At 70.6% G+C, this 22,724-nt stretch carries 19 protein-coding genes; 6 read left to right on the top strand and 13 right to left on the bottom strand.

Translation table 11 applies throughout. The features are described 5' to 3' along the window. The first annotated feature begins 3 nt into the window (after positions 1 to 3). Complete coding sequence (urtE, locus tag GXW74_RS25315) at positions 4 to 696, top strand: urea ABC transporter ATP-binding subunit UrtE (RefSeq protein WP_211849380.1); 693 nt, start codon at positions 4 to 6, stop codon at positions 694 to 696. Between the two features lie 24 nt (positions 697 to 720). Here the strand turns inward: urtE and GXW74_RS25310 are convergent, their stop codons facing one another. After that, positions 721 to 1,485 carry an arginyltransferase gene (locus tag GXW74_RS25310; RefSeq protein ID WP_211849379.1) on the bottom strand — a complete coding sequence of 255 codons (765 nt, stop codon included), beginning with the start codon at positions 1,483 to 1,485 and terminating at the stop codon, positions 721 to 723. 54 nt (positions 1,486 to 1,539) lie between these two features. Then, positions 1,540 to 3,930 carry a penicillin acylase family protein gene (locus tag GXW74_RS25305; RefSeq protein ID WP_338148330.1) on the bottom strand — a complete coding sequence of 797 codons (2,391 nt, stop codon included), beginning with the start codon at positions 3,928 to 3,930 and terminating at the stop codon, positions 1,540 to 1,542. A 208-nt stretch (positions 3,931 to 4,138) separates the two neighbouring features. On the opposite strand from GXW74_RS25305, the gene GXW74_RS25300 reads away from it, so the two are divergent. Beyond that, entirely contained in the window at positions 4,139 to 6,511 is a 2,373-nt protein-coding gene (locus GXW74_RS25300; RefSeq protein WP_211849377.1) for a tetratricopeptide repeat protein, read from the top strand. 7 nt (positions 6,512 to 6,518) lie between these two features. Here the strand turns inward: GXW74_RS25300 and GXW74_RS25295 are convergent, their stop codons facing one another. From GXW74_RS25295 to GXW74_RS28490, 3 genes are all read right to left on the bottom strand, one after another. Next, positions 6,519 to 6,980, bottom strand: a complete 462-nt coding sequence (locus GXW74_RS25295; protein WP_211849376.1) for a surface-adhesin E family protein — start codon at positions 6,978 to 6,980, stop codon at positions 6,519 to 6,521. 188 nt (positions 6,981 to 7,168) lie between these two features. Beyond that, positions 7,169 to 8,680, bottom strand: a complete 1,512-nt coding sequence (locus tag GXW74_RS25290; protein ID WP_211849375.1) for an aldehyde dehydrogenase family protein — start codon at positions 8,678 to 8,680, stop codon at positions 7,169 to 7,171. A 90-nt stretch (positions 8,681 to 8,770) separates the two neighbouring features. Next, positions 8,771 to 8,902 carry a hypothetical protein gene (locus tag GXW74_RS28490; RefSeq protein WP_272877360.1) on the bottom strand — a complete coding sequence of 44 codons (132 nt, stop codon included), beginning with the start codon at positions 8,900 to 8,902 and terminating at the stop codon, positions 8,771 to 8,773. Positions 8,903 to 9,032: 130 nt separating this feature from the next. Between GXW74_RS28490 and GXW74_RS25285 the strand changes: the two genes are divergently transcribed. Together GXW74_RS25285 and GXW74_RS25280 are read left to right on the top strand one after the other, a co-directional pair. Next, positions 9,033 to 10,238 (top strand): CaiB/BaiF CoA transferase family protein, encoded by a 1,206-nt coding sequence (locus GXW74_RS25285; RefSeq protein ID WP_211849374.1) that lies wholly within the window; start codon positions 9,033 to 9,035, stop codon positions 10,236 to 10,238. A 24-nt stretch (positions 10,239 to 10,262) separates the two neighbouring features. Continuing rightward, complete coding sequence (locus tag GXW74_RS25280; RefSeq protein WP_211849373.1) at positions 10,263 to 11,096, top strand: alpha/beta fold hydrolase; 834 nt, start codon at positions 10,263 to 10,265, stop codon at positions 11,094 to 11,096. On the opposite strand, the gene GXW74_RS25275 is transcribed toward GXW74_RS25280, so the two are convergent. The 8 genes from GXW74_RS25275 to GXW74_RS25240 all read right to left on the bottom strand — a co-directional run bounded on the left by GXW74_RS25275 (position 11,090) and on the right by GXW74_RS25240 (position 20,165). After that, positions 11,090 to 11,884 (bottom strand): SDR family NAD(P)-dependent oxidoreductase, encoded by a 795-nt coding sequence (locus GXW74_RS25275; protein WP_211849372.1) that lies wholly within the window; start codon positions 11,882 to 11,884, stop codon positions 11,090 to 11,092. The two genes, GXW74_RS25280 and GXW74_RS25275, sit on opposite strands and share 7 nt — an antisense overlap. A gap of 206 nt (positions 11,885 to 12,090) precedes the next feature. Further along, positions 12,091 to 12,408: a hypothetical protein gene (locus tag GXW74_RS25270; RefSeq protein ID WP_211849371.1), complete on the bottom strand. Its 318-nt coding sequence runs from the start codon at positions 12,406 to 12,408 to the stop codon at positions 12,091 to 12,093. Further along, positions 12,401 to 13,456: a porphobilinogen synthase gene (gene hemB, locus GXW74_RS25265; protein WP_211849370.1), complete on the bottom strand. Its 1,056-nt coding sequence runs from the start codon at positions 13,454 to 13,456 to the stop codon at positions 12,401 to 12,403. Before hemB ends, GXW74_RS25270 begins: the two co-directional genes overlap by 8 nt. After that, positions 13,453 to 14,778, bottom strand: a complete 1,326-nt coding sequence (locus GXW74_RS25260) for an O-acetylhomoserine aminocarboxypropyltransferase/cysteine synthase family protein (protein ID WP_211849369.1) — start codon at positions 14,776 to 14,778, stop codon at positions 13,453 to 13,455. The genes hemB and GXW74_RS25260 overlap by 4 nt, the downstream gene beginning before the upstream one ends. 483 nt (positions 14,779 to 15,261) lie before the next feature. Further along, positions 15,262 to 17,553 (bottom strand): glycosyltransferase, encoded by a 2,292-nt coding sequence (locus GXW74_RS25255; RefSeq protein ID WP_211849368.1) that lies wholly within the window; start codon positions 17,551 to 17,553, stop codon positions 15,262 to 15,264. Next, positions 17,543 to 18,496, bottom strand: coding sequence for a glycosyltransferase (locus tag GXW74_RS25250; RefSeq protein WP_211849367.1), 954 nt, complete (start codon positions 18,494 to 18,496; stop codon positions 17,543 to 17,545). Before GXW74_RS25250 ends, GXW74_RS25255 begins: the two co-directional genes overlap by 11 nt. 11 nt (positions 18,497 to 18,507) lie before the next feature. Further along, a complete protein-coding gene (locus tag GXW74_RS25245; protein WP_211849366.1) occupies positions 18,508 to 19,125 on the bottom strand; it encodes a hypothetical protein in 618 nt (205 codons plus the stop codon). Between the two features lie 86 nt (positions 19,126 to 19,211). Further along, a complete protein-coding gene (locus tag GXW74_RS25240) occupies positions 19,212 to 20,165 on the bottom strand; it encodes a sulfotransferase family protein (RefSeq protein ID WP_211849365.1) in 954 nt (317 codons plus the stop codon). 83 nt (positions 20,166 to 20,248) lie between these two features. Between GXW74_RS25240 and GXW74_RS25235 the strand changes: the two genes are divergently transcribed. Together GXW74_RS25235 and GXW74_RS25230 are read left to right on the top strand one after the other, a co-directional pair. After that, entirely contained in the window at positions 20,249 to 21,130 is an 882-nt protein-coding gene (locus GXW74_RS25235) for a sulfotransferase family protein (RefSeq protein WP_211849364.1), read from the top strand. Beyond that, entirely contained in the window at positions 21,127 to 22,095 is a 969-nt protein-coding gene (locus tag GXW74_RS25230) for a glycosyltransferase family 2 protein (RefSeq protein WP_211849363.1), read from the top strand. The genes GXW74_RS25235 and GXW74_RS25230 overlap by 4 nt, the downstream gene beginning before the upstream one ends. The last annotated feature ends 629 nt before the right edge of the window (positions 22,096 to 22,724 follow it).

The raw sequence follows: 22,724 nt of genomic DNA, 5'->3' as shown, positions 1-22,724 counted from the left end.
CGGATGCTCGACGTCAGCTCCATCGACCTCTCCTACGGCGCGAGCCTTTGCCTGCGCGGAGTCTCCATCGCCGTCGAGCCGGGGCGCATCACCTGCGTGCTCGGACGCAACGGCGTCGGCAAGTCCTCCCTGCTGCGCTCCATCATGGGGCTCGAGGCGGTGGGGGCCGGGACCATCACCTGGGAGGGGCGGGATATCACGCGCCTGCCGACCGCCGAGCGCGCGCGCGCCGGGATCGGCTACGTGCCGCAGGGGCGCGAGATCTTCCCCTTCCTGACGGTGCAGGAGAACCTCGAGACCGCGCTCGCCGCCGCGCCGCGCGGATCCTCGATCGACGCCGAGGTCTTCGATCTGTTTCCCATCCTGCGGCAGTTCCTGCGCCGGCGGGGCGGCGACCTCTCGGGCGGGCAGCAGCAGCAGCTCGCCATCGCGCGCGCGCTGTGCGCCCGGCCGCGGCTGCTCATCCTCGACGAGCCGACCGAGGGCATCCAGCCCAATGTCATCAAGGACATCGGCCGCGTCATCGCGCACCTCGCAAAGGACCGCGGCATGGGGGTGCTGCTGGTCGAGCAGTACTATGAATTCGCCCGTGGCCTCGCCGATCGGCTGGCGATCATGGTGCGCGGGGAGGTGGCGCTGGCCGGCGTGCCCGCCGAACTCGACGAGGATGCGGTGCGGCGGCTGCTGACGGTGTAGCGCTGCGCGCGGGCGGCGCGCCCGTCAGGCGTCCACGCTGGTCATGGCGAGGGAGGAATGCGCGGCATCCTCACCGAGCACGCGCCACAACCCGCCCATCAGCACCTCGCTCGGGCGGAAGCGGGCCTTGTAGGCCATCTTGCGGCTCTCCGGCACCCAATAGCCGAGATAGACGTAGGGCAGGCTCAGCTCGCGCGCGCGGTCGACCAGCCAGAGCACCGCGTAGGTTCCGAGGGAGCGCTTCTCGGTCGCGGGATCGTAGAAGGAATAGACGGCCGAGAGCCCATCCGAGAGCCGGTCCGTCAGGCAGCCCCCGAGCAGCCGGTCCGCGGCATCCCTGAATTCGACCAGGGCGGTGCTGATCGGCGTGTCCTCGACCATGGCGCGGTAGTCGTAGAATCCCATCGCGGCCATGTCGCCATCCGAGTGCCGCGCCTTCTGGTAGCGGTGGAACAGGGCGAACTGCTCGGCAGTGGCGCGCGGCGGCATCTCCGCCGCGATGAGGTCGACATTGGCACGGGCGATGCGGCGCTGCGTGCGGTCGGGTTCGAAGGCGCCGGCCACGATGCGGATCGGGATGCAGGCCTGGCAGCCCGGGCAGACCGGCGAATAGGCGATGTTGTGGCTGCGCCGGAACCCGGCCCGCGAAAGGCGGTCGTGGAGGGGTTCCGCCTCCGGGCCCGTGAGTTCGGTCACGATCTTCCGTTCCGTCCGTCCGGCCAGGTAGGGGCAGGGCAGGGGAGCGGTCGTGTAGAAGAACTGCGGACGGCGGGCGGATCGCTGGTGCATCTGACAATGGATAGTTTCGGTCCGCCGCGCGCCGGAATCAACCGGGCGCCGGCATCAGGGGGCGAGATGGATGCGCCCTGCCGGTGGTTCCTCGATCGGGCCGAGGCGCAGCAGACCCCCGTCGCGCCATGCCGGCATCTGGTCCGCCCAATGGCGACTCATCGGATGGCCGGACTGGCCGGTGGCGATGACCACGTGGGCGGCGGCGGGATCCGCGAGGTCGAAGACGCCACGGAAACCGGCGCCGTGGACATTGCCGAACATGCCGCCGACCTCGCCCCGATGCCCCGCGCGGTTCACCGTCTCGCCGTCACCCCCCGATGGGGTGGTGATACGGGTCAGCGCGCCAAGCCCCGGAAGGAAGCGCAGCAATGCGTGCTCGAAACGCGCCTGGTGGGCTGGGCCCCAGCGCCAGCTCGCCGGGTCTGCTCCGTGGACTGGCGCGAGTTCCGCGACCGCCTGCGTCAGGGCCGCCGAGATCAGCCTGCCGCAGCCGGCATCCCCGCACCAGGCTGCGCCGGTCGCCGGATCGGTCAGGACCCGGTGGAGAAACTCGGGGCTGGCGAGCCAAGCCTCCCGCGGTGCGCCGGCGCGGGCGAGCAGCGCGGCGCCGAAGCGCCCGAGGGTCGCGTGGAAGATCAGCGGCTGTGGGCGCTCGCCGTCCATGTCTCCCTGCCACGCCGCCAGCAGGTCCAGCGCCGTGCCGGCAGGACCGGGCGGGCGAGGGGCGGCGCGGAAGGCGGGCAGGACATCCACGGCAAGGAGCGAGCGGCGATCCGTCTGCATGGCGGCGAAGCCGGCAGCATCGGCCCGCGGAGACGACGCCAGCAGTTCGCCGATGCGGCGGAAGCGCCAGTCGCCGTGCCAGTCGCGACCGAGGTAGGCCGGGTGGTCCATCGGCACGATCCGGTTGTTCGCATTGGCGAGCAAGCCGCTCGCCGGCCGCTCGACATGCGGCAGGGCCTCGAAGGGGATGAAGCCGGTCCAGTCGGCGCTGCCGTCCCAGCCCGGCACCGGCACGCTGCCGTCGCCGGAGCGGCGGATGGGCGCGCGGCCGGTGAGCAACATCGCGATATCCCCGGCCGCATCGGCGACCATGAGGTTCTGCGCCGGGCTGGTGATCAGGCGCGCGGCCTCCCGAGCCTCCGCGACGCTGCCCGCGCGGTTCAGCGCCAGCAGTCCGGTGGCGGCGGTGTCGCCAGGCAGGAGGTTCGCCATGGCGACGGCGAGGACGGTCCCATCCGGCCGTGCGCCCTGCGCATCCAGGTCGGAGATCACCGGGCCGTGCCGGGTCTCGCGCACCCGCAGCGTGACCGGGGCGTTCCAGCGGACGCGGATCACTTCCTCCCGCACGGCGAAGGGGCGGGGGCCGTCCGGCGTCTCGTAGCTGTCGGGGCCGGCGAGGCGCTCGACGAAGACGTCCTGGGTGTCCGAGTGAGTGGTGGTGAAACCCCATGCGAGCCGCTCGTTGCGGCCGATGACGATGCCTGGCACGCCGGGCGCCGTCGCCCCGGCGAGGATCCGGCCGCCCGGCAACTCGATACGCGCGAGGTACCAGAGGATCGGCGCGCCGTAGCCGAGATGCGGGTCGGTCGCGAGCAGCGGCGCGCCCGAGGCCGAGAGCGTGCCGGAGACGGCCCAGGAATTCGACGCCATGGAGGGCAGGGGGGCATCCCCGGGGAAGCTCGGAAGGGCCGCCACGAGCCGGTCGAGGCCGGGCAGGGCCGGCGTGGCCCGGGCGTGGGGCACCGGCGCGGTCGGGGCGGCCGCGGCACGCCGGGTCGGCGCATCCGGCCGCCCCGCCGTGGTGTCGCGCGGCCAGAGATCCTCCAGCCGCGCCGCGGGAAGAATGCCGGCGAGGCGCGCGCGGTCGAGCTCGGTGCGCCAGTTCCCCGACAGCCAGAGACCCATCACCTTGCCCCAGAGCAGGCTGTCGACCGGCCGCCAGGGCTCGGGCGCGCCGAGCGCGACGAATTCCGGCGCGGCGAAGCGGCCACGGGCGGCGATCCAGGCATTCACGCCGCGCGCATAGGCATCCATCGCGGCGCGGACACCGGGCGGCAGGGCGGCGAGGTCGGCTTCGGCACGCGGCACCAGGCCGAGCACACGCATGTAACGGTCGAGCCGCAGCGCCGCACTGCCGCTCAGCTCGGCCAGCCGGCCGCTGGCGCCGCGGCGCATCAGCTCCATCTGGAACATGCGGTCCCGCGCGTGCAGGAAGCCCAGCGCGGCCCAGGCATCCTCCTCGGTCTGTGCCGCGATGCGCGGGATGCCGTGGCTGTCGATGGCGATTTCCACCGGTGCCGACAGGCCGGGGAGGGCGTAGCGGCCATCGTCCGGCGGCAAGGCCCACCACATGGCGCCGAGGGTTCCGGCGACCAGGATCAGGATCAGGGCGAAGAGGCCGCCGGCCAACCGGCCGGACCAGCGGAGGAGCGCTTTCACGCGGGCCAAGATGGGGGCGCGCGGCAGCGAAGGGAACCGGGGCGGCGCGCCATCGACGGCATCGCGCATTGCTGCTAGGCCCCGTCCCATGCCGCCATCAGACCGGCCGCCCCCCCGCCTGCTCGCGCGCGCGGGCCGGATCCACCTGCATGTCTGGCCCGGCGAGGGAGACGCGTCCCTCGTCGTGTTCGGCCCAGGTCGTCAAGGCATGAAAGGCCCCACCGGCTGGTGGGGGTATGGCGTTGCGGCGCGGCTCGGCTGGACCACGCTCGCCTTCTCGACCGACGCGCAGGAATGGTACCCGGCCGACGAGATGGCGGCGCTGCTGCCGGCCGCCGTCGCGGCGGCCGGGCCGGCGCGGGTGACCTACGGTTTTTCGATGGGTGGCTATGCGGCGCTCAAGTATGGGGCCGCCCTCGGCGCGCGGGCGACGCTCGCGCTATCGCCCCAATATTCCATCGATCCGGCGGACGTGCCGGGCGACCCGCGTTCCGTTCATTTTTTCGACAACCGGCGCCATGCCGGCATGGCGGTGCGAGCGGAGGACCTGGCGCCGACGCCGATCATCGCCTTCGATCCGCTGGAAGGGCGGGACAGCGCCCATGCGCGACACTTGGCACGGCTGCCCGGCCTGCACGCGGCATCGCTTCGCCATGCGGGGCACGCGACGCCGGCGGTGCTGATCGAGGCCCGCAGCCTGCGCGACGTGCTGGAGGCGGCGGTGGCCGGCGATGCCGGGCGTGCCCTGTCGGCGATCCGTCAGTCGCGCCGGGCCTCGCCGACCCTGCTCTCCGCCCTGGCGATCACCCTCGAGGGGCGTGGGCGGACCGCCTGGGCGCGCGGCTTCGAGGCTGTCGCGGCCGCGGGCCGCAGCACACCGCCGGCCCGTGGCTTCGAGGCACGGGCGCGGGCGCTGCACCGGCTCGGCCGCTACCAGGAGGAGCAGGCGCTGCTGCGCGCCTGGATCGCCGAGCGTCCCGAGGAACTCGAGCCCCGGCTGCGCCTCGCCAGTTGCTGCCTCGCCATGGGGGACCCGGAACTCGCCGTGCCGGCGATTCGCGAGGCGATTGCCGCCGGGCCGGTGGATCAACGCCTGCATGCCGCGCTGATCAATTGCCTGAAGCGGCTTGACCGGGCCGAGGAGGCGGTCGCGGCGGCCGAGGGCGCCGTCGCTGCCGCGCCGCGCCTCGCCTCCGCCCATGCGCAACTTGGCGACGTCCTGCTCTGGGCCCGGCGTCGCGCGCGGGCGGCGGTGGCCTACACGCGCGCCCTGGCGATCGATCCGTTGCATGGCGCCGCCCAGTTCGGCCTCGCGCTGTTGGAACCTCCCTCCGCGGGCGACGAGGGGCACGGGCCGCGAATGACGGCTCTGCTGGCGCGCATGTCGGCCGAACCGACGTCGGAGGCGGCGTGGATCTCGCTGATCGTGCAGTTGCAGGAAGCGCGCCACATCCCTGCGGCGATCGACGCCGCCGAACGCGCGCTGCAGGCCTTTCCCGGCTCGGGGGCGCTGCGACTCAGGCTCGGCACCCTGTGCCTCGGCGCCGGGCAGGCGGCCGAGGCGGAGAGGGCTTTCCGTACTCTCACGGAGGATGCGCCCGAGTCGGCGGATGGGTGGATCGGCCTGACCGATGCGCTCTGGCGGCAGCGGCGCTTCGCCGACGGCCTGCACGCCGTGGCGGCGGCGACGGCCGCGCATCCGCGGAATGCGCTGCTCGCGGCGCGCCATGCGAACTACATGCTGGCTGCCGGCGGCGACGCCATCGCGGCCGAGAAGGAGGCGCGGCGGGCGATCACGCTGGATCCGCTGGCGGAGACCGCGCACCTCGCCCTGGCCGATGCCCTGTGGCGGCAGCATCGCCCGAAGGACGCGCTGCGCGAGGTGCAGTCGGCGGCCCAGGCCTTGCCGCGGAGCGTACCGATCGCCGCGCGGCTCGGGCACCTGCTGCTCGCGCAGCAATCCCCGGGGGCGGCCGCCGAGGCCTTCGCGCGGGCCATCGCCGCTCAGCCGCGGGTGCCTGCGCATATCTGGCTCGGGCTGACGGACGCGCTGTGGCGCGCGGGGCGCATCGCCGAGGCGACGGATGCGGCGCGGCGGGGAGTGGCCGTCCATCCGCACTCGGCCGACCTGCGGGCCCGGCTCGGGCAATTGCTGCTGGCGGGCGGCGATGCCGGCGCCGCGCAGGCCGCGCTGGCCGAAGCGATGGCGGCGAACCCGTCCTCCGAGGCGGTGCAACTCGCCATGGCCGACGCCCTGTGGCGCCAGGGACGGCGCGCGGAGGCGGTGGCCGCAGCCCGGCAGGCGGTTGCGGCGGTGCCCGACAGTCCGGAGGTTGCGGCGCGGCTTGGCCATCTCCTGCTCGAGGAGAGCGCGGCCGAGGAGGCTGCGGCGATCTTCGAGAAGGTGACGCGGGATGCGCCGCACCTCGTCGCCGGCTGGGTGGGGCTGTGCGAGGCGGAGCGGCAGCGCAAGCGGATCAAGCCTGCGATCGAGGCCTACCGGCGCGCGGTGGCCGAGGGCGCGGACCGGCCGACCGTGCGGATGCTGCGCTTCCGTCTGTTCGGGGAACTGGAGGAGTAGCGCGGCGCTACAGGCTGCAGGCGGCGTCGAGGAAGGCGCCGTCCAGGGTGCCCGGTGCCGCCGGGCGGAAGCTGCCGCGCCGCGGGCGCTCGGCATGCACCGGTTCCTGCGCGTTGCGCCGGGCGAACCAGGCACCTTCGAGCGGGCGCCACTCGCGCTGCGCGCAGCGGTATTCGCCGACGAAACGGACGGAGAGCGCGCGGCCGCCGGTCTCCGGAATGGGGATCGGTTCACGCAGGTTGAGCAGGAGCCAGGCGCGGCGGACGGGGCCGGTCCGCACCAGGCCACGGCGCTGGACGTAGCCGGAGACGATATCCCCGGAGGTGTTGAGCGAGGGGATCGGTTCCCATCCCACGGGCGGTGGGGGAAGTGGTTCCGGCACTGGCGCCGCCGGCGGGGGTTCCGCGGCGCAGGCGGCCAGGACGGCGAGGGCCAGCAGAGGGGAGGAGCGGAAGATTCGGGGGTTCATCGGATAGGGATCTCCGTCTCGATCTCGGGCTGCGACGGGGCGATCCGCATGACGTGCCCGGCCATGAAGCGAGGCACCGGTACGGCGGCCGAACCCTGCGGATGCGAGGAAGAATGTCGCCGACGCCCGCGGGCTGGGGCGGGGGCGGGGCGACGCCGCGCGGCGCCCGCCACCGCCCGCATGGCCCGCTACGCCATGTTCACCATGATGGTCTTCTTGTGCGTGAAGTGTTCGAGCATCGCCTCGAGGCTTGCTTCCTTGCCGAGGCCCGAGGACTTCACGCCGCCGTAGGAGAGGTTCGCCTGCACGACCAGGTTCTGGTTGATCTGCACGAGGCCGGCTTCCAGCCTATGCGCGAGGTCGAGCCCGACCTTCAGGTTGTTGGTCCACAGCGAGGCGGCGAGGCCGTAGTCGGAATCGTTCGCCTCGGCGAGCACGGCTTCCGCGTCGTCGAAGGGCTGGATGACGGTGACGGGGCCGAAGATCTCTTCCCGCACCAGGCGGCTGTCCCTGGTCAGCCCGGTGAAGATCACCGGCTGGATGAAGAGGCCCTTCCGCAGCGCCGGATCGGTCGGCATGGCGCTGCACACATGCGCGGTCGCACCCGGCGTCGCGGTGCCTTCCGCGATGTAGGCTTTCACCTTGGCGAGCTGGCCCTCGCTGACGATCGTCCCGATGTCCGTCTTCTCGTCGAGCGGGTCGCCCATGACCATGCCGTTCACCGCATCCGTCATCGCGGCGACGAAGCGGTCGAAGATCGGACGCTCGACATAGATGCGCGACGCCGCCGTGCAGGACTGGCCCTGGCGCGTGAAGCGCATGGAGGTCAGCGCGCCGGCGACCGTCCTGTCGAAGTCGCAATCGGCGAAGACGATCATCGGCGACTTGCCGCCGAGTTCCAGCGTGACGGGGATCAGCTTCTCGGCCGCTGCGCGCGCGACGATCTTGCCGGTCTCGACGGAACCCGTGAAGGTCACCTTGCGCACCAGCGGGTGCGTAACCAGCGGCGCGCCGCATTCGGGCCCGAAGCCGGAGACCATGTTGAACACGCCGGGCGGCAGGATGCGGTTCATGATCTCGCAGATGCGCAGCACCGCGAGCGGGGCTTCCTCGGCCGACTTCACCACCACCGAATTGCCGGCCACCAGCGCGGGCGCCACCTTCAGCGCCATCAGCAGCATCGGCACGTTCCACGGGATGATGGCGCCCACCACGCCGAGCGGCTCGCGCACCGTGACGGACAGAACCTTCGGGTCGAAGGGAACGCTCTCCCCCTTCAGTTCAGAACCGAGGCCGCCGAAGAACTCGAAGACATCGGCGACGACGCCTGCCTCGACGCGGGACTCGGTGCGCAGCGCCTTGCCGGTCTCGAGCGCGATCAGGCGGCCGAGTTCGTCGACATGCTCCTTCAGGAGCTGGGCGCACTGGTGGACCATGGCGCCGCGCTTGCGGGCCGGGACCTTGGCCCAGTCCTTCTGCGCCTTGGCGGCGTTCTGCACCGCGGCCTCGACGTCGGCCGCATCGCCTTCGGCCGCGCGCGCCACTTCGGCGCCCGTCGCCGGGTTCACCACCGCGAAGGTCCTGCCGGAACGCGCCGGCACGTAGACACCGCCGATGAAGTGAACGCCCGACAGCGCCTTGGCCAGCGCGAAGGGATCGGCGGAGGGAGCCGCAGGTGTCGGATGCGGACGGTCGAGCATGGTGATCCTCCCGGAACGGTTCTCGGGGTCTGCGATTGCGCCGGACCATGCGCCGTGGGGCAGCCCTGGGCAAGCACCGCCCAGCCAGAATCAGGCGAAGGGGTAGACCGACGCTGCCTCCGCGTCGCAGCCCGACATGGGGCTGGAATACCAGAGTCCCGGACGGCAGCAGCCCGACAGGCCAAGCAGAACGGCAAACAGGATGAGGATATTGCGGGCCATGCTGATCCTTCCGGCAGCGGGCCGTTCATCCTTACGCGGACGTCGGCGCGGCGCCAGACTGTGTCGCTTCGGCCGGGTTGCCGCAGCGCAGCGCCCCGATTAAGCACCGGGCGAGCCAAGGGAGTTCCGCATGACCAGCCCAGCCGGCCCGCTGTCGGGCCTTCGCGTTCTCGACCTCACCCGCGTCCTGGCGGGGCCGACCTGCACGCAGATGCTGGGCGATCTCGGCGCCGAGGTGATCAAGATCGAGCGACCCGAGGCCGGCGACGACACCCGCGGCTTCGCCCCTCCCTTCTGGCCGGAGACGAAGGAGAGCGCCTATTTCGTCGGCGTGAACCGCAACAAGAAGTCGGTCACCGTCGACATGGCGAAGCCGGAGGGCCAGGCGCTGATCCATCGCCTGCTCGAGAACTGCGACATCCTGGTCGAGAACTTCAAGGTCGGCGCGCTGGCCAAGTACGGCCTGGGCTGGGAGCAGCTCTCCAAGAAGTATCCACGGCTGATCTACTGCTCGATCACCGGCTTCGGGCAGACCGGCCCCTATGCGCCGCGGCCGGGCTATGACGCGCTGATCCAGGCGATGGGCGGCGTCATGTCCCTCACCGGCGAGCCCAGCGGGTCGCCGCAGAAGGTCGGCGTGCCGGTGGCCGACCTGTTCGCCGGGCTCTACGGCTGCATCGGCATCCTCGCCGCACTGAACCACCGGAACGCGACCGGGCATGGGCAGCAGATCGACATCGGCATGCTCGACACGCATGTCGCCTGGCTCGCGAATCAGGGCATGAACTACCTGTCCACGGGCGAGAACCCGCCGCGCCTCGGCAACCAGCACCCGAACATCAGCCCGTACCAGGAATTCCCGACCAAGGACGGCTACATCATCCTCGCGGTCGGCAACGACCCGACCTTCGAGCGTTTCTGCAAGGCCTTCGGCCAGGAGCACCTGCTCGCGGACGAGCGCTTCGCCACCAATCCGAAGCGCGTCGCCAACCGCGACCTGGTGACCCAGACCCTGACGCCGCTGATGAAGACGCGCACCACCACCGAATGGGTGGATGCGCTCGAGGCGCAGAAGATCGGCTGCGGCCCGATCAACACGCTGAAGGACGTCTTCGCCGACCCGCATGTCCAGGCGCGCAACATGACTCTGGAGATGCAGCATGCCTCCGGCGCCACGGTGAAGGTCATCGCCAACCCGGTGAAGCTGAGCGCGACGCCGCCGACCTATCGCTCGGCGCCGCCGGTCCTCGGGCAGCACACGGAAGAAGTGCTCTCCGGCCTGCTCGGCATGACCGAGGAGGAGATCGCCGTGCTACGGGAGAAGTCCATCCTGTAGCCGCCGCCGGCGGAAGGAGGAGTGATGCGCGAAGGCGCCGTTCGTTGGCTCTCGCCGGCGGGGTTCTTCACCATGCGCTGGTGGGAATGGGGGCCGGCCGACGGTGCGCCGGTGGTCTGCGTCCATGGCCTCACCCGTACCGGCCGCGACTTCGACACGCTGGCCGAGGCGCTAGGCAAGGCCGGGCGGCGGGTGATCTGCCCCGACCTGCCCGGCCGCGGCGCCTCGGACTGGCTGCCGGACCCGATGCTGTACCAGCCGCCGGTCTATGTGACGGCGCTGTCGCACCTGCTGGCGCGCATCGGCGGTCCGGTGGACTGGGTCGGCACCTCGCTCGGCGGCATCTGCGGCATGGCCATCGCGGCGACGCCGGGCCACCCCATCCGCCGCATGGTGCTGAACGACATCGGCGCCTTCGTGCCGCAGGAGGCGATGGCGCGCATCCGGGAATACATCGGCAACGAGCCGGTCTTCCGCGACATCCCGACGCTCGAGGCGCATCTGCGCGTGGTCCACGCCCCCTTCGGCAAGCTCAGCGATGCAGAGTGGCGGCATCTCGCCGAAACCTCCGCGCGGCCCGCGAAGGACGGCGTGGCACTGCACTACGACCCCGCCATCGCGGCGCCGATCCGTGCCCAGGAGGCGCAGGCGCTCGACCTGCAGGGGCTGTGGGGCCGCGTGACGATCCCGGTGCTGCTGATCCGCGGCGCGGAGAGCGACCTGCTGCTGCGCGAGACCGCGACGGCGATGGCCGAGGCGGAGCATGTGCGCCTCGCCGAGATCCCCGGGGCCGGGCACGCGCCGGCGCTGATGGACCCGGCGCAGATCGCGCTGGTGGCGGAGTTCCTCGTTCAGTAGCCGGGCCGGGGCACCAACTCCATCATCACCTGGTCCAGCCCACCATCGACCAGCAGCTCCGCGCCGTTCACATAGGCGGCGCGGGGGCTGGCGAGGAACGCCACGGCATCGGCGATGTCCTGCGGCGTGCCGATACGGCGGCCGGGCACCATCCCTTCCCGGCGTTCGCGGATGCCGGGCGCCTGGTAGAAGGCTTCGGACATCGGCGTGCGGACCAGCCCCGGGCTGACCGCGTTGCTGCGGATGCCGTCGGGGCCCCATTCCAGCGCCAGTTGCCGGGAGAGCATCGCCACCCCGGCCTTGGACGGGCTGTAGGCGCCGCTGCGAGGCTGCGGGTTGCTGGCGGCGATCGAGGCAATGTGCACGATCGACCCGCCGCCCTTGGCCAGCATCTGCGGCCGCACCGCCTGGGCGCAGATCAGGTACCCGGTCAGGTTCACCGCCAGCAGCGCGTTCCACTCGGCGATGGCGAGGTCCGAGAGCGGGCCGGGCCGCAGCACGCCGGCGTTGTTCACCAGGATCTCGGCCGGACCGAGCGCCTGCTCGGTGGCGCCGAGCGCGTGGCGCACGCTCACTTCGTCGGCGATGTCGCAGGCGGCGGCGACGGAACTCGCGCCCAGGGCGCGGAGTTGGGCAGCGAGCGCCCCCACGGCCTCCCCGTCGCGGTCGAGCAATGCCACCGCCGCGCCGGCGGCCGCGAGCTCCGTCGCGATGGCGCGCCCGATGCCGCCGGCTGCGCCGGTGACGATCGCGACACGCCCTGCCAGTCCGAGCCAATCGATAGTCATTCCATGCATCCTCCCCATCGCCGAGCCTCGCGCCGCGACAGCCGGACGGCAACTCAACGGAGGGTGGGCGTCAGGGCCTGCACGGCGGCGAGCCAGGGTGCCGGGGCGGCGCCGTCCTCCGGCGCCGGGGGCGGTGGCGAGGCGGCCGATCCGGCCCATCAGCAGCGCCTGCCAAGCGGCGAGGCGGGCCGTCCAGGGATCCGCCGTCAGCCGCGCCCCAAGCCGAGCCGCTGGCGCAGCCTCTGCCAGGTGGAGAGTGCCCCGGCCGGCGGGGTCGGCAGCGGGGGCAGGCGCGACGCGGCCTCACGCGGCATCAGCGCGACCCGCTTCGCCCGAAGCGTGGCGAGCTGCCTCCAGGCCCGCGCCGCCTCCTCGGACCCGGCCGCGGCGCAGCGGAATGCGATCAGCACCTCGATCTCCGCCCGCTGCAGGCGGATCAGGACGATGGCGGGATCCGCCGCACGGTCGGAGGCGCCGTGCCAGGGGCGGCGCAGCGCTTCCTCGGGCAGGCGCGCCTCAGCCACGGCGGAGGACCTCCGCCGCCTCCACCGCGAAGTAGGTCAGCACGCCATTGGCGCCGGCGCGCTTGAAGCCCATCAGGCTCTCCATCATGGCCCGCTCGTGCTCGATCCAGCCGTTCTGCACCGCGGCCATGATCATCGCGTATTCGCCCGAGACCTGGTAGGCGAAGGTAGGCACCGCGAAGCGGTCCTTCACGCGCCGGACGATGTCGAGATAGGGCATGCCCGGCTTGACCATGACCATGTCGGCGCCCTCGGCGAGGTCGAGCGCCACTTCGCGCAGCGCCTCGTCCGAATTGGCCGGGTCCATCTGGTAGGTCTTCTTGTCCCCCCGCAGCGCCTTGCCGGAGCCGAGCGCATCGCGGAACGGGCCGTAGAAGGCCGAGGCGTACTTCGCCGCATAGGACATGATGCGCGTGTCGATCAGGCCCTGCGCGTCGAGGGCGCCGCGGATGGCGCCGATGCGCCCGTCCATCATGTCGGAGGGCGCGATGACGTCGATGCCCGCTTCCGCCTGGTTGATCGCCTGCCGGACCAGCACCGCGACGCTGTCATCGTTGTGCACGTAGTCGCCGGTACGTGTCTGGCGGATCACGCCGTCATGGCCGTGGTCTGTATAGGGGTCGAGCGCCACGTCGCCGACCAGGCCGATCTCCGGGAAGTGCTTCTTCAGCTCCCGCGCCGCGCGGCACATCAGGTTGTTCGGGTTCAGTGCCTCGGTGCCCTCGGCGTCCTTCACCTCGGGCGGCGTGACGGGAAACAGCGCGAGCGCGGGAATGCCCAGTTTCGCCGCACGCTCCACATGCTGCGCCAGCCGATCCACCGTGACGCGCACCTGGCCGGGCATGGAGGCGACGGGGCGTACGTCGTTGCTGCCCTCGATGATGAAGATCGGCCAGATGAGGTCGTCTGCCGCCAGGCTGTTCTCGGCGACCAGGCGCCGCGTCCAGGCGTCGCGCCGGTTGCGGCGCATGCGGATGGCCGGATAGGCGCCGGCCGCCGCCGGCGCATCCAGCCCGAAGGGCGCATCGCGCCGGCGGTCCGCGTTCATTCCGCGGCGGCCTTCAGGCTGGGGCCGGTGGCGGCGGCGAGCGCCTGGTCGAGGTCGGCCAGGATGTCGTCGATATGCTCGATGCCGATCGACAGGCGGATGTAGCCGGGCGTCACGCCGGAGGCCGCCTGCTCCTGCTCGTCGAGCTGGCTGTGCGTGGTGGTGGCCGGGTGGATCGCGAGGCTGCGCGCATCGCCGATATTGGCCACGTGGTAGAACATCTTCAGCGCCTCGATGAAGCGCTGGCCGGCTTCCTTGCCGCCCTTGAGCTCGATGCCCATCAGGCTGCCGTAGCCGCCCTTGAGGTAGGCATCGGCGCGGCGCTTCGCCTCGCCGTCCATCAGCGAGGGATGGATCACCTTCTCGACCGCCGGGTGCTGCGCGAGGAAGGCCGCGACACGCAGCGCGTTGGAGCAGTGGCGCTCGATGCGCAGCGGCAGCGTCTCCAGCCCCTGCAGCGTCAGGAAGGCGTTCATCGGCGCCAGGGGCGCGCCGAGGTCACGCAGCAGGATCACCCGCATGCGGATGATGTAGGCGATGGGGCCGAGCGGCTTCACCGCCTGCGTCCACACCGCGCCGTGGTAGGAGGGGTCGGGCTTGTTCAGCGTCGGGAAGCGTTCGGCATGCGCCTCCCAGTCGAAATTGCCGCCGTCGACGACGATGCCGCCGATGCTGGTGCCATGGCCGCCGATCCACTTGGTGGTGGAGTGCATCACGATCGCCGCGCCATGCTGGAGGGGCTTGCACAGCACCGGCGCCGCGGTGTTGTCCATGATCAGCGGCACGCCGATCTTGCGGCCGAGTGCCGCCACTTCCGCGATCGGGAAGACCTGCAGCTTCGGGTTGGGCAGCGTCTCGGCGTACCAGCAGCGGGTGCGGGCGTCGGTCGCCTTGGCGAAGTTCTCCGGGTCGGCCGGGTCCACGAAGCGGACCTCGATGCCGAACTGCTTCAGCGTGTTGGCGAACAGGTTCCAGGTGCCGCCGTAGAGATCGGTGCTGCTGACGATGTTGTCGCCCGCCTCGCAGAGGTTCAGCACCGCGAAGCTGGTCGCCGCCTGGCCCGAGCCGAGCGCGAGGCTGGCCACGCCGCCCTCCATCGCCGCGACGCGCTTCTCCAGCACGTCGACCGTCGGGTTCATGATGCGGGTGTAGATGTTGCCCATCTCGGCCAGGCCGAACAGCCGCGCCGCATGGCCGGTGTCCTGGAACTGGAAGGACGTCGTCTGGTGGATGGGCACCGCGACCGAGCCGGTGGTCGGATCCGCGCGCCAGCCGGCATGCAGCGCGATGGTCTCGGGGTTGGTCCAATTCGGTGCGGACATGGGCACCCTCCCGCTCGTTGTCGCCAGGGCACCAACTGCCACGGGACGGCGCGTTGCGAAAGGGAAATGCGGGCCTGTCGCGCAGCGGCCCGGCCGTGCCGAAATATTCTCCGGTGGGGCGCGCCGGTGGTATCGCCTGCTGTCGGACGGGCGGCGGCTGAACCGGCCCCAGGCAACTGAGACGCAGATCCCCGGGGGGGCCGAGGCAAGGATGCCCCCGGTCAACGCCACCGTCCCGCTGACGCGCGCCGTTCACGCCTGTCATGGAGGTCCAGGGGACCCGGTCCCCTGGCGGGGGGTCACGGGGGCGGCGCCCCCGAGCGGAACGAGAGGCGCAGCCTCGCACCCTCGCGCCTGTTTTCGCCCAGCCTCCTGATGTCCCAAGCCCTGCGGACTTCGTTCTCGGGCTGCTCGCTACTGTCCTCAGCGGTCTGCCCGTCCGTTTCCTTCGCTGCCGACCCAGCGAACTTCGTGGTCAGGACACTAGGCGGCGAGTAGCCGGCCAAGTTCCCACCAAAGTCGCGCCCAGCCGGCGTCGCGGCCGTATTCCTCGGCCGCGCCGAGCCCGGGGGTGGGCTCGCCGGCCCGGCGGTGCAGTGCCGAGAGGATCAGGGCCGCCGAGACGAAGCCACTGGCGCGGTAGGACATGGCCGGCGCGGTGGAAATCGCCGCCGGGGCGGCGGGATCTGCAAAGCGCAGATGTGGGATATCGGCCCGCAAAGCCAATTCGCGCGCCGGCAGGGCGCGGCGCGGACGGCCATGCTCGACGACGAAGGCCGGCCGATGCCTGGCCCAGCTTGCGGGGTCGAAGAAGGCCGCCAGCGGAGCGAAGGACAGCGCATCCGCCCGCACAGCGAGCGGGCCGGTCGTTGGCAGGGGCTGTTCGGGCGGCGCCCCGGTGGGGGTGAAGAGCCGGACGTCCCGCCCGAGCATGCCGGTGAGGCAGGCGAGCACGGGCGCGAGCTCGCGCGCCGCAGGCTCCGCCGTCAGCAGGGCGACCGGTCCCTCGGGCGACCCGCGCAGGGCGGCGAGCAGTCGGCTTTCCTCCCCGCGCCAAAGCAGCGGCACCGAGGCGCGCTCGGCCTTCGCCACACGTATCACGGCGGCGGCTTCCCGCGACGGCGATTCCTCGAGCAGGAGGAAGCGGGGGAAGCTGCGGGCGAGGGCGGCGAGGCATTGCGGATCGGGCGGGTCGCCATCCAGGGCGAGGGCCCCCAGGTGACAGACGCCGAGCCTGGCGCCGATCGTGCCGCCGAGGGGCGTATCGGGCAGGCTGGCGAACCAGGTGACGAGATGGGGGGCGGCAAGCAGAGCCCCGAGCGTGGAGAGGCGCGGCGCCGTATCGTCGAACAGCACGCCCGCAGCTGACCCGAGCCGCGGCGCCGCGGCGGGATCGACCACCATCCGTCCACGTGACACGAGCAGCTTCAGCGCGGCGGTGTCCGCGGCCGCGGGCTCACCGGACAGATGGAACACGACCGGGGCGCGAAAGCCGAGGTAGCGCGAGACGTCGAGCACATGGTCGAAGGCGAGCAGGCCCAGGCGCGCCTGGTCGAAGCGCAGCGAGACGACGACCGAGGGCGGCAGTTCACGGGCACGGGCGCCGGCATCGCGGATCGTCACGAGGACCTCGGCTTCCGCCGCCGCCACCGAGCGCCGTGACGCCTCGGCGAGTGCTGCGACCTCCGTCGGTTCGCGGACCAGCCGATGGATCGCCCGCATCATCGCCTCGAAATCGGGGCATTCGTGGAAGGGGTGGGTCGGGACGTAGCCTTCGAAGGCATGGGCGTGGCTGACCAGCGGCTTGCCGCGCGACAGCGCCTCGCCGACCTTGATCTTGAGGCCGGTCGAGAAGGTGAGAGGGGCCAGCACCACGTCCACCGCGGCATAGAGCTCGTCCATGCTCTCGACGGTGCCGAGCAGGCGCAGATAGGGCAGGCGCAGCCCTTCGAGCAGCGAGCAGACCGAGCCGGCAACCAGGATCTCGACCGGCAGCAGGGTGCGGCGCAGGTAGGCGTCGGCCACCTTGAGGAAGTTGCGGATGTTGGTGGCGTTGATGTTGTTGCGTCCGCCGACGATGCCGAGGCGGAGCACGCCGTCGCCCCTGGGCGTCGCGGGAACCTCGGTCAGCGGCTCGGCATGGAGCAGGGTGCGCACCGGGCGGTCGGTGAGGGTGCGGAAGAACTCCTCCTCCTGCCGCTTGATGGCCCAGACGATGTCGGCGCGGTCGAGGGCGAGTCGCTCCTGTTCCTGCGTCGTGTGGAAGTATTCCGGGGCGAGGCCGTTGGCGGCCAGCAGTTCGCGCCGGTTCGAGAAGCGGTCATGGGTGTCGAGGATGCGCAGCACGCCGGCGGGCGCGTGTTCGAGCGCCTTCGACAGCCAAGTGTAGTTGACCAGCAGCGCGTCGTAGCGGCCGACCTTCAACAGCCAGTCGAGCATCTGACCGATGGCGGGGTCCCACCATTCGTCGACGCCGTGGTCCTCGCCCTCGGCCGGCCGCGTATGGAGCGGGCGGGTGACGGGGCAGAGGAAGACCTCATTCCATTGCGCTGCCATCCCGCCAAGCGCGGGTCGCGGCAGGCTGGTGCGCCATTCGTCATCGGATGGGTAGTGCAGCAGCGCGACATGCGCGCCCTCCCGCTGCAGGGCGCGGCCAACCTGGACGATGCGATTGCGGTTGCCGAGCGTTACCGGCCAGGTCGGCACCGGCGACAGCATCAGGACCCGCAGACCCCCCCACGCACCGCCGGGCGAGGGCGGCGCCTCAGAGGTCATCGCGTTCGTCCAGTCCCGCGAGCAGCGCGGTGACGGCGTTGTACACCGCCGCGGACTGCCAGCGGAAATCCTCCGCCTCCGGCTGCTCGAGCGCCAGGCCGCGCAGGGTGCGGTCGGCCGGGTTCTGGTGCAGCAGGAAGGCCTTCACGGCCAGCCAGGATTCCTCACGCTGGGCCAGGCGGCCCTTGGGGTCGCGCAGGTAGTCCGACACCGCCTGCCAGGCTGAGCGCCGGCGGAACCAGCGCTGGGTCAGACGCTCGGGATCCACCCAGTGCTCGACCGCGCCCAAGGGGTCGTAGGCGACGAGACCGCCCTGCGCCTTGATGCGGTCGGTCAGCGCCGTCTCCTCCGACGAGAGCAGGCTCGCGCCGCCTCCGGTCCGGCCGAGCGAGGTGTCGAACCATCCGGCATCCCTCAACGCGTCGATCCGGAAGGCGATGTTGGCGCCAGCCACCCATTCGCCTTCCCGCAGCAGGCGGCGTTCGGGACCGAGGTCGACCACGGTGATGGCGCCGAGCATCTCATCCGCCAGCCAGGCCGGGCGCGGCGCGCCCCACCATGGACGGATGCGGCCGCCGACGACCTTCAGCGCCTCTCCGAACTGGTCGAAGCAGCCGGCGATGTTCTCGAGCCAGACGGGGTCGGCCCGGGCATCGTCATCGAGGTAGGCGATGATCGGCGAAGCGGCGTGACGCGCGGCGACGTTGCGGGCGTTGGACAGGCCCGGCTTCGCCTCGTGGTACCAGGAGAGGTTGGGGAAGCGGGCGAAGGCGGCGGCTTCCTGTCCCGAGCGGACGGGGTCGGGGGAATTGTCCACCACGATGACCTCGAAGGCATCGGTCGGCAGGGATTGCGACAGCGCCGAGGTGATCGCGCCGGGAAGCAGGTCGTAGCGTTCGTAGGTGCAGATGGCCGCGGTGATGCGGCGAGGGGACGCGGCCATGGGGGACACCGTCAGGCCCGCTCGATGCGCAGGCGCTGGAACGCCACGCCGAGGGTGCGCTTGTCGGCTTGGCCGCGGGCCGATGGCGAATGAAGATGCGGCACCTTGAGCGTGATCCGCGTGGGGCCGTCGCCGGCGCGCGGGGCGATCGGATCGGAGCGGAGGAGCTTCTCGTTGCCGCGGCGCGTCAGGGCGTAGCTCGCGCCGTCGACTTCGAGGGTGAGTTCCTTCGCGTTGGCGGGGGTGCCGAAGTGGAAGAGGCGCAGGGTGACCGTAAGTGGTTCCTCGCGGTCGACCCAGGCTTCGAAGTGCACATCCTCGCCCGGGCCGGTCCAGCGGAAGGCGCCCTCGGGGCCCCATTCGAGCTGGTAGAAGCCGTCATGGACGGGGAGGAGCTGGTCGGCGGCGATTTCGAAGCTCGGGGGAAGCGGGTCGGCCAGGACCGCCGGCGGAGCCTCTGCGGCCGGGATTGGTTGGGCCGCGTGGGCGAGCGCGGCGTCCCGGATCTGAAGCATCCGTTCGTAGCTGTCCATCCGGGCGCGAAGCTCAGCGAGTTCCGCGCGCAGCGCCGCCACGTCGGATGACGTGCCATCGGAGGCGGGCTGTCCGTGTTCCATCATCGAGTCCATGGCCGTCACTTGCTGCGGTCAGATGTCCGTCGGAACAGGCCACGACCGCGGCAGGACGGCGTGGCCTTCGTGAGCCCCCCGCGGCGTCAACCGTAGCGGTCGAGAGCGGCCGCGACGTCCGGCATGCGCTCGCGCAGGTCGGCGAGCAGGGGGCCGAGCCTTTCCGTCACGATGGCGCGCACCTCGGTCGTGTCTCCCACTGGCTTGCCGCCCTCGAACACACGTTCGCGCGACTTCGGGAACTGCTGGTCGGAGAAGGGGAGGCCCAGGAAGTCGCAGATGCGGCGCAGCACGCCCATCGGGTCATCCCGGATGAGGCCGTTGTAGTCGATGTGGAGCTGCTCCGCCGGGAGCATGCCCTTCCAGCGCAGCAGCCAGGTTGCGTAGTCGGAGTACCAGGAGACGCCGTTCCACCAGTTGGACAGCGCGATCTCCTTCATCCGCTCCGCGGTCGGGTTCTTGCCGCAGAGCATGGCGAGATGGGACATCGCGCGCGCGACCGGGTGCCGCAGCAGCGCGATGACCTTGAGGTTGGGGTTGAAGGAGAGGGCGTGGCGGATGCCCTCACGCGGGAGGACACAGTACTGCGGGGAAATCTCCCCGCATACCTGATCGACCGCAGCGGCCTTGAACAGCGTGGCGTAGGCGGAATCGTCCATCGGTTCCCGGGCGAGAGCGTCGAGGCTCGCGAGCACGCGTTCGCGGATCTCGGGGCGCGTGCGCTTCGGGTCCGCGCGTTCGGGGCTGTTCCAGTGTTCGCGTGCCTGGGCGACCTGGAACGCGCGGTGGTCAGCATCCGCCTTTGCCCAGCCGGGAATGTAGAGGGTCGAGAAGTACGCCACCTCCTTCACCGGTGGCATGAGGATGGCGGGATGGCTGCGCAGATTGGCGTAGAGCCAGGTGGTGCCGGCCTTCTGGGCACCGATGCACAGGAAGTCCGGACGAGCGGAGCGAGGCGAGGACACCGGCGCGTAGTGCGGGCTGCGACGGTCAGGCTGCGCCTTGGCGTCAGCGTATCCGCGCGCGATCTTTTCCAGCATGAAGTGCTCCGGCCGGTGGGGCGCCCGGTGTCACGGGGCGACGCTTTTCCTTAGCGTCCGTTCATGCGAGAGGGAAGGTCACCATGACGTTGATCGACCGGAAAGCGCTGCGGTTTCCGGATTTCCTCTGCATCGGGGCGCAGAAGGCCGGCACCACCTGGCTCGACGCGAACCTGCGGCGGCATCCGCGCATCTGGATGCCGTGGATCAAGGAGTTGCAGTACTTCAATCATGTTCACATCCCGGCGCATCGGGCGTGGACGGGGCGCCATCGGTGGTCGCATGGCGAGAAGGCGGCGCGGCGGCTCATGCGGCGCGCCGGGGATGCGGCGTTCGATATGGCGGCGCTGCATCGGATCACCTCCATCGCCACGGAGCCGGTTTCGGACGAGTGGTACGGGCGCATCTTCGCCCATGCGGGCGAGGACCAGATCTGCGGCGAGGTGACGCCGGAATACAGCCTGCTGCCGCCCGAGGGCATCGAGCATGTGCGACGACTGAACCCGCGGATGAAGATCATCTTCCTGATGCGGGATCCGGTGGAGCGGTGCTGGTCGCAGATCCGGATGCTCGCATCACGCGACGCGGCCCTCGACGTTCGGCGCCTCGCCGTTCAGGACGAGATGGTAGCGCGGTCGGACTATCGGAGCATCCTCACGCGATGGGAAGGCGTGTTCGGCTGCGCCCAGATATTCACTGCGGACTTTGTGGAGGTCGCGGAAGCGCCCGCGCGGCTGATCGAGCGGATCTGCGAGTTCCTTGGTCTTCCGGTGCACCCAGCCGCCGTGCGTCGTGCGGGCGATGTCGTCTTTGCCGGTCAGGAACTCGCGATACCGGCGGACGTCAGAGACCTGCTTCATGCCCGTCTGGACGGGGTCTATCGCACCATGTGTGATTGGCGCCACGAGGCGGCCGATTCTGTGTGCCCGCGACCATGCGGCATCTCTGAAGGCGTTGGTGGATGAAGATCGCAGCAGTTACCAGCGTAAGGAACGAGGCGCCATTCCTTCTCGAATGGGTGATTTACAATCGTCTGATCGGCTTTACGGACATTGTTGTCTATTACAATGATTGCTCGGACGGTACGGACCTGGTGGCCCATGCCCTGGCCGATGCCGGTTTGATCACGGCGATCGAGAACAAGGGCCTGCCTGACGTGGCCCCCCAGGTGGCGGCATTCGTCCAAGCGCGATCGATCGAACAGGTGCGTACTGCCGACTGGGCCATCGCCATCGATGTGGACGAGTTCATCAATATCAAGTGCGGGGAAGGCACGCTCTCGGATCTGTTCGCGGCTATCCCGGATGCCGACGCGGTATTGATGCAGATGCGGCACTTCGGCTCATCGCATCACATCTTCATGCAGGATGACCTGGTGTTGCGGCAGTTCAGTCTGGCATCGACCGAAGACCACCCTGACAACGCAATCGTCAAGACACTCCACAGGATGGGCAGGCGCTTCAAGACAATCGGAATGCACATGCCGTTCTTTTTTGAGCGGTATGACGAGAAGCCCCGGATCTACAACGGTTCGGGCAAACTGGTGCCCGAGGAGATGCACCGGTTCGAGCGCGGTCGAAAGGTGCCTGAGGGATGGGCGGGAATGGACCTCGTCCAACTCAACCACTACGCGGTCCGCAGTCTTGACCAGTTCCTCGTCAAGCGGCGGCGCGGCTCAGGCACAGGGATGCGCAACCGCTTCAGCAAAGAGTACTGGTTGCAGCGTGATGCGAACGATGTCGTCGAGACATCGATCCTGCGCATGCTGCCGCGCCTCGAGCAGGAGGTGGGCGATGTCCTGCGCCTTGCCCGCGTCAAGGACGCAGTGATGCGTGCGCGGCGGCGCAATGAAATCGAGGTGATGCTCTCCATACGTGACGCGCCGCCCTTTGCCTTCGAGGTCGCGAAAAGCAAGATGGATATGGCATAGTATTCAAGTGATCTGCGGCCGGTTTCCATGTCTGTGCGGATGCGGATTGGCCGTGATCGCGCACCTCGACGGAAGGCAAGGAGCCGGAAGCGCGCGATCCTCGCACCTCGCACCTCGCACCTCGCACCTCGCACCTCGCAGCCATGCTGCGTGCAAGGGCGCCGCGGTCCGCCGCCGAACCGCGGCACCAGGCGACAGAAGAATACGGCCATACGCGAGAGGGCGGCCGTGGCGGATCGGCAAGGCGGAGTCCGCGCGCCGGTTGATGATAGATCTCATTACTAGGTGGGGTCGTCCCAGAGTTGCAGCGCGGGCGCGCGCTGCTTCTGGGGAAGGGCGACATTGTGTAGGTCCCCTTGACCGTGATGGCTTGCGTCACGGGCTGCCCTCGCGGTGGCAGCGCCGCAGCGGAGAACCGGCCACTCGAAGTCTACTTCCATACGCTGGCAAGGCCTGCGCCATCAGACTCCGAGACCGTTTGGAAAGTCCGGCAACCGGCCCGCAAGCGCGCCGCGAGGCACGCTTCCAAGCGGCTCTCAGGAGATCTCTGCGAAACGCGCCTGATCGTTTGTTGGAGGTGTGGGAGCGGGCTGGAACGGGCGTTGGCGATGGGTTTTGCGCCGCGGCAG

It is taken from the genome of Neoroseomonas eburnea, from assembly GCF_018129005.1.
In the GTDB taxonomy this organism is placed as follows: Bacteria; Pseudomonadota; Alphaproteobacteria; order Acetobacterales; family Acetobacteraceae; genus Neoroseomonas; species Neoroseomonas eburnea.
This window is presented reverse-complemented; position numbering and strand designations above follow the sequence as displayed.

Excerpts from the sequence above, each read along its gene's own strand:
- hemB (WP_211849370.1), bottom strand. The coding sequence starts at position 13,456 with ATGAACGCGGACCGCCGGCGCGATGCGCCCTTCGGGCTGGATGCGCCG.
- GXW74_RS25240 (WP_211849365.1), bottom strand. The coding sequence starts at position 20,165 with ATGCTGGAAAAGATCGCGCGCGGATACGCTGACGCCAAGGCGCAGCCT.
- GXW74_RS25285 (WP_211849374.1), top strand. The coding sequence starts at position 9,033 with ATGACCAGCCCAGCCGGCCCGCTGTCGGGCCTTCGCGTTCTCGACCTC.
- GXW74_RS25250 (WP_211849367.1), bottom strand. The coding sequence starts at position 18,496 with ATGGCCGCGTCCCCTCGCCGCATCACCGCGGCCATCTGCACCTACGAA.
- GXW74_RS25235 (WP_211849364.1), top strand. The coding sequence starts at position 20,249 with ATGACGTTGATCGACCGGAAAGCGCTGCGGTTTCCGGATTTCCTCTGC.
- GXW74_RS25255 (WP_211849368.1), bottom strand. The coding sequence starts at position 17,553 with ATGACCTCTGAGGCGCCGCCCTCGCCCGGCGGTGCGTGGGGGGGTCTG.
- GXW74_RS25295 (WP_211849376.1), bottom strand. The coding sequence starts at position 6,980 with ATGAACCCCCGAATCTTCCGCTCCTCCCCTCTGCTGGCCCTCGCCGTC.
- GXW74_RS25230 (WP_211849363.1), top strand. The coding sequence starts at position 21,127 with ATGAAGATCGCAGCAGTTACCAGCGTAAGGAACGAGGCGCCATTCCTT.
- GXW74_RS25260 (WP_211849369.1), bottom strand. The coding sequence starts at position 14,778 with ATGTCCGCACCGAATTGGACCAACCCCGAGACCATCGCGCTGCATGCC.
- GXW74_RS25290 (WP_211849375.1), bottom strand. The coding sequence starts at position 8,680 with ATGCTCGACCGTCCGCATCCGACACCTGCGGCTCCCTCCGCCGATCCC.
- GXW74_RS25300 (WP_211849377.1), top strand. The coding sequence starts at position 4,139 with ATGAAAGGCCCCACCGGCTGGTGGGGGTATGGCGTTGCGGCGCGGCTC.
- GXW74_RS25280 (WP_211849373.1), top strand. The coding sequence starts at position 10,263 with ATGCGCGAAGGCGCCGTTCGTTGGCTCTCGCCGGCGGGGTTCTTCACC.
- GXW74_RS28490 (WP_272877360.1), bottom strand. The coding sequence starts at position 8,902 with ATGGCCCGCAATATCCTCATCCTGTTTGCCGTTCTGCTTGGCCTGTCG.
- urtE (WP_211849380.1), top strand. The coding sequence starts at position 4 with ATGCTCGACGTCAGCTCCATCGACCTCTCCTACGGCGCGAGCCTTTGC.
- GXW74_RS25310 (WP_211849379.1), bottom strand. The coding sequence starts at position 1,485 with ATGCACCAGCGATCCGCCCGCCGTCCGCAGTTCTTCTACACGACCGCT.
- GXW74_RS25245 (WP_211849366.1), bottom strand. The coding sequence starts at position 19,125 with ATGGACTCGATGATGGAACACGGACAGCCCGCCTCCGATGGCACGTCA.
- GXW74_RS25275 (WP_211849372.1), bottom strand. The coding sequence starts at position 11,884 with ATGACTATCGATTGGCTCGGACTGGCAGGGCGTGTCGCGATCGTCACC.